This window comes from Terrabacter lapilli (genome assembly GCF_039531305.1).
Taxonomy (GTDB): Bacteria; Actinomycetota; Actinomycetes; order Actinomycetales; family Dermatophilaceae; genus Terrabacter; species Terrabacter lapilli.
In genome coordinates this window covers 139,870-146,826 of sequence record NZ_BAAAPU010000010.1, presented here as the reverse complement: position 1 = coordinate 146,826, position 6,957 = coordinate 139,870, and the positions used below count along the sequence as shown (strand labels likewise).

Below are 6,957 nucleotides of genomic sequence, written 5' to 3'. Positions count from 1 at the left end.
GCTAAGCCCTTCAGCGCCGATGGTACTGCACTGGTGACGGTGTGGGAGAGTAGGACGCAGCCGGACACACTTTGTCAGAGCGCCCCAGACGGAACTTCATTGATCCGACTGGGGCGCTCTTTCTTTTTCGCGGGCTTAGTACCGAGAGGTGGCGCCGACGCAGGTCGGCGCGGAAGGATGCAGGACATGAGCGAGTACGACGGCAACGAGCGACGGGGCGACCGACGCGACGACAGCAGCGGTCAGCGGGGGCCGCAGCGGCGGGACGGGTCCGGCCGCAGCTCCGGCGCGCCCCGCTCCGGAGGCCGCCCTGGCTCATCGGCTGCGCGTGGCTCCACGGGTGGGGACCGTGGCCGGTACCGCTCCGACGACCGCCGTTCCACGGGTGGGGACCGTGGCGGGTACCGCTCCGATGACCGTCGCTCGACTGGCGGGGACCGTGGTGGGGACCGTGGCGGGTACCGCTCCGATGACCGTCGCTCGACTGGTGGGGACCGTGGTGGGGACCGTGGCGGGTACCGCTCGGACGACCGTCGCTCGACCGGTGGGGACCGTGGTGGCTACCGCTCGGACGACCGCCGCTCGACCGGTGGGGACCGTGGTGGCTACCGCTCGGACGACCGCCGCTCGACCGGTGGGGACCGTGGTGGCTACCGCTCCGACGACCGCCGCTCGACCGGTGGGGACCGTGGTGGCTACCGCTCCGACGATCGCCGTTCCACGGGTGGGGACCGTGGTGGCTACCGCTCCGACGATCGCCGTTCCACGGGTGGGGACCGTGGTGGCTACCGCTCCGACGATCGCCGTTCCACGGGTGGGGACCGTGGTGGGTACCGCTCGGACGATCGCCGTTCCACGGGTGGGGACCGTGGTGGGTACCGCTCGGACGATCGCCGCTCGACTGGTGGGGACCGTGGTGGCTACCGCTCGGACGATCGCCGCTCGACCGGTGGGGACCGGGGCCCGCGACGCTTCGACGACCGTCCGCGGGGCGGCGCAGGCCGGGGCCAGGACGAGGAGCGACGCGGTGGACCTCGCCTGACGCCCAAGTCGCCGCGCAAGCCCGAGCCCGCGATCCGCGAAGGCGTCACGGGCCACGAGGTGGATCGTTCCGTCAAGAACCAGCTGCGCACCCTGTCCAAGGAGAACGCAGAGGGGGTCGCCCAGCACCTGGTCATGGTCGCCGAGCTGCTCGACGTCGAGCCCGAGGCCGCCCTGGCACACGCCGAGACCGCGGTGCGACGCGCGGGACGCGTCCCTGCCGCCCGGGAGGCCCTCGGTCTCGTGGCCTACCGCCTCGGTGACTGGGCTCGTGCGCTCGGGGAGTTCCGCACGGTGCGCCGGCTGTCGGGCTCGAGCCACCTGCTGCCGCTGATGGTCGACTGCGAGCGAGCTCTCGGGCGCCACGACAAGGCGCTGGAGCTCGCACAGAGCGAAGAGGCCAACAACCTCGCGATCGACGACCGGGTCGAGCTCGCGATCGTCGTCTCCGGCGTCCGACGCGACCTCGGTCAGCTCGACGCCGCGGCGGCCGGCCTCAACGACCTCGTCCGTCGCATCAACCCGAACCGGCCGTCGGCAGCGCGCCTCTTCTACGCGTACGCCGACGCCAAGCTGGCCGCCGGCGATCCCGAGGCCGCCCGCGACTGGTTCGCCCGCGCCGCCGACGCCGACCACGAGCTCACGACCGATGCGGCAGAGCGGCTCGAGGAGCTCGACGGCGTCGATGTCACCGACCTCCTCGGCGACGACGAGGACGAGCACGACGACGAGCAGCACGACGAGCAGCGCGGGGACAGCCAGGACGGCGCGGAGTCTGCTCCCGGGCGCTGATCTTCAGACCGCCACCGACCGGAGACGACATGTCAGCCTGCACCGCGAGCCAGCCCATCGTCGCCGCCTATGACGGTCTCGTCTGCGATCTCGACGGCGTCGTCTACCGCGGCGGGGACGCCGTGCCCGGCGCACCGGAAACCTTGCAGCGGCTCGTCGCCGACGGCATACGGCTGGTCTATGCGACGAACAACGCCTCTCGGGTGGCGGGCGACGTCGCCGCTCAGCTCGCGTCCCTCGGGGCTCCCGCAACGGATGCGGACGTCGTCTCGAGCGCGCAGGCCGGCGCGGCTCGGCTCCGTGGCGAGCTGCCGGCAGGCGCGCGCGTCCTCGCTCTCGGCGGGGCCGGCGTCGCGCAGGCACTGACCGGCGTCGGGCTCGTCCCGGTCCAGCCGGCAGACGTCGACTTCGACGGGATGAGATCGCCGGCGCACCCGCCCGCGCGCTCTGTGCCGGCGGCCGAGGTGTCGGCGGTGCTCCAGGGCTTCGGGCGGAACGTGTCGGTCGGCGACTTCGAGATCGCCGCAAGGCTGCTCACGCTCGGACCCATCTGGGTCGGCACCAACGACGACGCCACCCTGCCCCTGCCGTGGGGTCGGTCGCCCGGCAACGGGGCCTACCTCGACCTGCTGGCTGTCGCGGCGGGGCGCCGGCCTGTCGTCGTCGGCAAACCGCATCCGCCCCTCTACCGGCTCGCCCTGGACCGCCTGGGCACCCCCGCCTCTCGCACCCTGGCCGTCGGCGACCGGCTGGCCACGGACATCGACGGTGCCCGGGCGGCGGACCTCGACTCCGCATGGGTCCTCACCGGTGTCGACCTGCCCTCCGACCTCGTGGTGACGCAGTCGTCGCCCACCTACGTCATCGCCGCCCTGGGCGAGCTGCTGGCGCCGTATGCCGTGCCGCAGCGCGTCGGCGACGAGTGGCGGTGCGGGCGGGCGGCGGTCGCCCACGCCGACGCCGGCCTGGTCGTGCGTCAGGGGAGCAGTGAGCCCATGGAGACTGTGCGAGCAGGCCTGGCGGCCCTGCTGGAGGCGCGGGACACCGGCGCCACGCCCGCGCGGCTGCGTGACGAGGCTCGCACCCTCGACCGCGTCGTCGAGCAGCTCCTCGCCGGTGGCCAGGAGCCCACCGACCACCACGACGACCACGGCGGCCACGACGAGCGGTCGGTGGCCAACCGGTAGCGTGAACGCAGCGACCACACCCACCTCTGCCGGGAGGCAACGACATGTTCGGTGACAGCGACGCCCAGGGGCACGACGTCAGCTCCGACCTCAGCTCCGAGGACGGCTCCGGCGCACACCGCGAGCGGCTCGACGAGCAGGGCGAAGGGCTCATCGACGAGGCTCCCGAGCTGGTGCCCGCCGCGCCGACCCCGCCCGTCACCGGCGACGAGGCCGTCGACGAGGCCATGACCCGCCTGGCGCAGGCACAGGCCGCGACGTTCGCCGAGCGCATCGAGTCCGGGGAGCACGCCCACCGCAGCCTGCAGAGCCGCCTCGGCGGCCTGGGTGGCGCGTGACGCGTCGCCTCGACGTCGAGCTGGTCGCCCGGGGCCTGGCCCGGTCGCGGGCCCAGGCCCGCGAGCTCGTCACCGCCGGCGTGGTCCTCGTCGACGGAACCCCGGCCGCCAAGCCGTCGCTGGCCGTCCCCGACTCCGCCACCGTGCAGCTGACCCGCGAACCGGACCGTTGGGTCGGGCGGGCTGCGCTCAAGCTGCTCCATGCCCTCGACACCTGGCCGATCCACGTGCAGGGCCGGCGTTGCCTCGACGTCGGGGCGAGCACGGGTGGGTTCACCCAGGTCCTGCTCGAGCGCGGCGCCGCTCACGTCACGGCCCTCGACGTCGGACACGGGCAGCTCGTGCAGACCATCGCCTCCGACCCCCGCGTCACCGACCTGCCCGGCACCAACATCCGTGACGTGGACGCCGACTCCTTGGGCGGGCGCTTCGGGCTCGTCGTCTCGGATCTCAGCTTCATCTCCCTGCGCATCGCCCTCCCGGCGATGCGGCCGCTCGTCGACGACGGCGGCGACCTCGTCGTGCTCGTCAAGCCGCAGTTCGAGGTGGGCCGCGAACGCCTCAGCCGCACCGGCGTCGTGACGTCGCCGCACGAGCACCGGCGGGTGCTGCGCGACGTGGCGATGACGGCGGTCGAGCAAGGGCTCCACCTTCACGGCGCAGCCGCGAGCCCCATCACCGGAGGAGACGGCAACCGGGAGTTCCTCTTCTGGCTCGCCCCGCGTCCGGTCCCGGGCGCGTCCGGGACGACCGTGGATGACATGCTGGGGGCCATCGACCCGGAGGGAGACCAGTGACGCGCCGCATCCTGCTCGTGGCCCACCCACGGCGTCCCGAGGCACTCACCGTCGCCAAGGGGGTCGTCCAGCGCCTCACCGCGCTCGGCATCGACGTGTCGTTGCAGGCCGACGAGGCGCAGGCCCTCGACCTCAAGGACAGCTCGCGCGTCCACATCTCCTCGACCGAGGAACAGGTCGCCGAGGGCTGTGACCTCGTCGTCGTGCTCGGTGGCGACGGCACCATCCTGCGTGGCGCGGAGTTCGCCCGCAGCGTCGACGTGCCCCTGCTCGGGGTCAACCTCGGCCACGTCGGCTTCCTGGCCGAGGCCGAGCGTGACGATCTCGACGCCACCGTCGAGCACATCGCCCGGAGCAACTACGCCGTGGAGGAGCGCATGACCCTCCACGTCGACGTCAAGCTGCACGGCGACCTCGTCGCCAGCAGCTGGGCCCTCAACGAGGTCAGCGTCGAGAAGGCCGCCCGCGAGCGGATGCTCGAGGTCACCGTCGAGGTGGACGGTCGCCCGCTGTCGACCATGGGTTGCGACGGCGTCATCGTGTCCACCCCGACGGGCTCGACGGCATACGCGTTCTCCGCCGGCGGACCGGTCGTGTGGCCGCAGGTCCAGGCGATGCTCCTCGTGCCGAGCGCTGCCCACGCGCTGTTCGCGCGTCCGCTGGTCCTGGGACCCGACACCCACCTCGCCGTGGAGATCAAGGCCGCGACCGAGGGCGCAGGAGTGATGTGGTGTGACGGGCGACGCCACGTCGACCTGCCGCCCGGCGCCCGCATCGAGGTACGCCGTGGGCTGCGTCCCGTTCGCCTGGCGCGCCTGACGAGTGCCCCCTTCACCGACCGCCTGGTCGCGAAGTTCAACCTCTCGGTCGCCGGCTGGCGCGGCAACGGCCAGCGGGCGACCGTCCCCGACGTCGCCGCCGAGGAGGCTGACGAGGTGGGCGCCGACGTGGCAGCCGGCCTGGCAGCCGACGTCGCAGCCGATGACGGTGCTCGGCCCTAGGGTGGTCGCGTGTTCAGCCAGATGAGGATCCGCGGCGTCGGCGTCATCGACGACGCCGTTCTCGACCTCAGCCCCGGGCTCAACGTCCTGACGGGCGAGACCGGCGCCGGCAAGACCATGGTCGTGTCCGGCCTGGGCCTGCTGCTCGGCGAGCGGGCCGACTCGGGCCTCGTCCGCACCGGCTCCGACTCGGCCTTCGTCGAGGGCGTCGTCCAGCTGCCGCTCGACCACCCGGCCCTTACGCGCGCCGGCGAGGCGGGCGGCGAGCACGACGCCGGTGAGCTCGTGCTCGCCCGCACCATCGCCGCCACCGGGCGCTCGCGGGCCCACGTCGGCGGCCGCACCGCGCCGGTCTCCGTGCTCGCCGAGCTCGGGCAGATGCTCGTGGCGGTCCACGGGCAGGCCGACCAGTGGCGGCTCAAGCAGGGCGACGCCCACCGAGCCGTCCTCGACGACTTCGGCGGCCCCGAGGTCACCGCCCTTCGAGAACGCGTCGCCGACCTCCACGACCGTTGGCGCGAGTGCGCCCGCGAGCACGAGCGGCTGGTGTCCGAGGCGCGCGAACGCGCCCGTGAGATCGACTCCCTGACCGGCTCCCTCGAGGAGATCGAGGCGGTGGACCCACAGCCCGGCGAGGACCTCATCCTCCGCGCGGAGGACGAGCGGCTCGCACACGCCGACACATTGCGGCTCGCCGCAGCGACCGCGTTGGCCGAGCTCAGCGGCGACGACTACGCGGCCGAGCCGGCGCCCAACGTCCGCGACCTCATCGGCTCCGCGCGAGCGGCCCTGCTCCCGGCGACCACGCACGACCCGGCGCTGGCGGGCCTCGACGAGCGTCTCCACGAGCTGGGCAGCCTCGTCACCGACCTCGGAGCCGAGCTCACGGCCTACCTCGAGGACGTCGACCTGGATCCGGAGCGGCTCGGCTGGGTCCAGGAGCGCCGGGCGGCACTGGGCGTCCTCACGCGCAAGTACGGCGAGAACGTCGACGAGGTGCTCGAGTGGTCGGGCCGCGCAGCCGCGCGCCTCGACGAGCTCGTCACCGCCGACGACCGGGTCGACCGACTCGGTGCCGAGGTGGCCGAGTTGGAGGCTGCCGTCGCGACTGCCGCCATCGCCCTCTCCGACGCCCGACGCGCCGCAGCGCAGGAGTTCGGCCTCCGCGTCTCCGAGGAGCTGTCCTACCTGGCGATGGGCAGGGCCGTGGTGCAGGTCGACGTGCGCCGCCGGGCCGACCCCGACGGCGTCGCGCTGCCCGACGGCGAACGCGTACGCCTCTCGCGCCACGGCATCGACGAGGTCGAGATCCTCCTCGCCGCAAACGCCGGCGCGGCACCGCGAAGCGTGGCGCGTGCGGCCTCCGGAGGTGAGCTGTCGCGGGTCATGCTCGCCCTCGAGGTGGTCGGCTCACGCAGCTCCGCCGGGGAGGCGTCCGGGGGCCCGCCGACCTTCGTCTTCGACGAGGTCGACGCCGGCGTGGGCGGCCGCGCGGCGCTCGACGTCGGCGCCCGCCTCGCGGCGCTGGCCGAGCACGCCCAGGTCATCGTCGTCACGCACCTCGCGCAGGTGGCGGCCTTCGCCGACCGGCACCTCGTCGTGCACAAGGCCGACGACGGACGCATCACCTCCAGCAGCGTCTCCGCCGTGGAGGGGGAGGCCCGGCTGCGCGAGCTCTCGCGGATGATGGGCGGCGACCCGGACTCCGAGGCAGGCCTCGCCCACGCCGGTGACCTGCTCGAGCAGACCGCCTCCGCGCGCGCCCTGAACGGCGGGATCGTCCGCTGAGCGCACGTGGCAC

6 protein-coding genes are annotated in these 6,957 nt (G+C 73.6%); all 6 read left to right on the top strand.

Going from position 1 to position 6,957, the window contains the following annotated elements; genetic code table 11:
* The first annotated feature begins 1,101 nt into the window (after nt 1-1,101).
* The 6 genes from ABD241_RS17570 to recN are packed head-to-tail and all read left to right on the top strand — an operon-like array spanning nt 1,102 to nt 6,944.
* Entirely contained in the window at nt 1,102-1,833 is a 732-nt protein-coding gene (locus tag ABD241_RS17570) for a tetratricopeptide repeat protein (protein WP_344065686.1), read from the top strand.
* Between the two features lie 29 nt (nt 1,834-1,862).
* The gene (locus tag ABD241_RS17565; RefSeq protein ID WP_344065683.1) at nt 1,863-3,020 is read left to right on the top strand and encodes an HAD-IIA family hydrolase; all 1,158 of its coding nucleotides are present in this window, start codon (nt 1,863-1,865) and stop codon (nt 3,018-3,020) included.
* A gap of 44 nt (nt 3,021-3,064) precedes the next feature.
* Complete coding sequence (locus tag ABD241_RS17560) at nt 3,065-3,358, top strand: hypothetical protein (RefSeq protein ID WP_344065680.1); 294 nt, start codon at nt 3,065-3,067, stop codon at nt 3,356-3,358.
* Nucleotides 3,355-4,155 carry a TlyA family RNA methyltransferase gene (locus ABD241_RS17555; RefSeq protein ID WP_344065677.1) on the top strand — a complete coding sequence of 267 codons (801 nt, stop codon included), beginning with the start codon at nt 3,355-3,357 and terminating at the stop codon, nt 4,153-4,155. The genes ABD241_RS17560 and ABD241_RS17555 overlap by 4 nt, the downstream gene beginning before the upstream one ends.
* A complete protein-coding gene (locus tag ABD241_RS17550) occupies nt 4,152-5,156 on the top strand; it encodes an NAD kinase (protein WP_344065674.1) in 1,005 nt (334 codons plus the stop codon). The genes ABD241_RS17555 and ABD241_RS17550 overlap by 4 nt, the downstream gene beginning before the upstream one ends.
* Before the next feature lie 9 nt (nt 5,157-5,165).
* Entirely contained in the window at nt 5,166-6,944 is a 1,779-nt protein-coding gene (gene recN, locus ABD241_RS17545; protein ID WP_344065671.1) for a DNA repair protein RecN, read from the top strand.
* The last annotated feature ends 13 nt before the right edge of the window (nt 6,945-6,957 follow it).

Excerpts from the sequence above, each read along its gene's own strand:
- ABD241_RS17565 (WP_344065683.1), top strand. The coding sequence starts at position 1,863 with ATGTCAGCCTGCACCGCGAGCCAGCCCATCGTCGCCGCCTATGACGGT.
- ABD241_RS17560 (WP_344065680.1), top strand. The coding sequence starts at position 3,065 with ATGTTCGGTGACAGCGACGCCCAGGGGCACGACGTCAGCTCCGACCTC.